This is a genomic window from Corallococcus terminator, assembly GCF_003611635.1.
Lineage (GTDB): Bacteria > Myxococcota > Myxococcia > Myxococcales > Myxococcaceae > Corallococcus > Corallococcus terminator.
In genome coordinates this window covers 1-2203 of sequence record NZ_RAVZ01000623.1, presented here as the reverse complement: position 1 = coordinate 2203, position 2203 = coordinate 1, and the positions used below count along the sequence as shown (strand labels likewise).

Here is a 2203-nt window from a genome sequence, read left to right as displayed (position 1 = left end):
CTGTAGGGCAGGGCAGGGGGCGAGGGGCTGTGTCAGAGGCCTTCGCACGCCAGGAGGGTCGCCGAACCCGGCGTCCTCAGCACGCCTGACCCGCACGGCACTCACACGTGGTTGCTGCGGGCGCGCATCCCAATCCCTACCACGTCCCTGGACGGTGCCAGTTCGCCACGGCCCCGCGTTGCAATCACAGACATTCCCCGCACGCGCCGAAGTCGATAGGGAAGAGGCGAAGCACATCGCATCGTGAGCAGTAAGACGACGAGCCGCCGCATCCAGCACGGGGATTCGGCACCTAGCACCCTCAAAGCGGCGCAGACGTCTGCGCCGCTTCAAGGGCCGGCCGGGGAGGTCCCATTACGGCAGGAGCCTAGAGCCAGGTGCTACTAGGCGGCGACGGGCTCCTCATCATCCGCGAGGGGCGCTTCGGGCATGTCGTTGGCCTCCCCTTGGGTGAGAGGCGCGGCGAGAGTGGGGGGCTCGACTGCGTTTCGCGTCTCACCGATGGACGATTCCAGTTGCTGGAGGGTCACACCATAGAGCGCGCATGCTGCGAGGAAGCCCGTTCCGTAGGTGCTACCAGCATGTGAAGGAACGCCGAATCTGCTGGCAACGACCTCCGCAAGGAGTCCCTGGACCTCGCTCGATGACATCTTCTCGACGGCCTCCAACAGTCCCGCATCCGGCTGCGCCTTCGTCCCCAGGCCGCGACGCCGCGCAACGGCCTTTCGCACGTCCGCCCAACTCGCCTCCAGCAACCCCCGCGCGACGAAGCGGAGGAATTCGACGCCAATCGGCGCGGCCTCGGCAGCCGCGACAATGACAGGCAATCCAGCCTTGAAGACGGCGCGACGGTCCTCGGGCCTTTCGGCGGACGCGACATCCGGTGCCGTCATCGAGGCTGTGGCGACATGCGCAATACCATCCGACTTGGGCTTTCCTGCCACCTGGGGAGGGGCGACGACGGACAGCGCATCCACCTCGCGGACCAGCAGGTGCGCGAAGCCCTGGCCGTCCTGGGCGAGCGTGACAGGCGGGAGGCTGCGCCCCAGGACCGCCTTCCAGGTACGCCGCCTATCGTCCATCGGGCAGACCATCGACAGGTCCACATACTCGGACTCATGCGCGAGGTAACGGCCTCCGTAAGGGAAGAGCTTCCGCGACGCCTCCTCGTCCAAGACCTCGTGGCCCTTTGCCAGGGCTTCCTCGCACGACACCGTCCAGGTCGCCTCGGCCTTTGCCCGGTAGCAGGCGCTGTCGGAGCACAGGTCCGCCCGTGACAGGTCCCCGAAGAGGTCCGCGCAAGCGCCGCTCCGCTTGGGGCACGCCGTGCATGCCCCGGCGGAAGGAAGGAGCGTCGCGCTCTTGGTGTCGAAGGGCGCATCATCCAACGTGAGGAGGTAGCTCTCCACTACCTGCCGGACGGCGTTGCGTCCGGCGACGTCCTTCCCCGCGCAGAGTTCATTGGTCGCGGCCTCCTGCAGGGCCGCATCCAGAATCCGAGCCACCGAGAAGGCCCCGTACTCGGAGAGGCGTCCCTCACGGAAGGCCAGTTGCGCCAGGGGGCACAGGCCATTCAGCGTCAGACGACGCAGGACGTACGCTCGAGTCTTCCCAATCTTGTCGGCCAGTTGCTGCGCGGTCCGCCCGTAATCTGCCATCAAGCCGGCGAATATGGCGGCCTCGTCCAGGGCGTGGACATCCTCTCGCTGGAGGTTTTCAACAATCACGACCTCGCGCGCCTGCTCGTCCGACATCTCGCGGAAGATGACGGGGATGGTTTCCTTGCCGGCGATCCTCGACGCCCGGACGCGGCGGTGTCCGGCAATCAACTCGATGATGTCACCAACCATTCGAGCGAGGACGGGCTGCAGGACTCCATGCACAACGATGTTCGCGGCGAGTTCAGCGAGCTTCGGTTCATCGTAGTTACTTCGCGTCTGAAACGGCGAATCGACGATGCGCGTATGCGGGACCTCGTGAATCTGAGAGCCTTCCATGATGTCTGCCTCTGTGCCGGCTATCGCCGGCGGTGTCGCCCGGGTAGTCCCCGGGGCGGACGCTGTTCGTTTCGACCAGCGCATGAATAGGTATAGCAGGGGGGTCTGACATTCTTCGCTGCTGCACGGCGCGCAAAGACACATCGCAGACGTCTGCGTTTGAAGAAAAGTGCGGTGGTTTGGGCCCCTCGTTCGGTGGGCTGGAA

The 2203-nt window shown here is 65.6% G+C and carries 1 protein-coding gene; it reads right to left on the bottom strand.

The genetic code is table 11. The annotated features are described in order from the left end of the window. Nucleotides 1–383: 383 nt before the first annotated feature. Entirely contained in the window at nucleotides 384–1997 is a 1614-nt protein-coding gene (locus tag D7V88_RS40840; RefSeq protein WP_158625274.1) for a ParB/RepB/Spo0J family partition protein, read from the bottom strand. Nucleotides 1998–2203 lie beyond the last annotated feature (206 nt).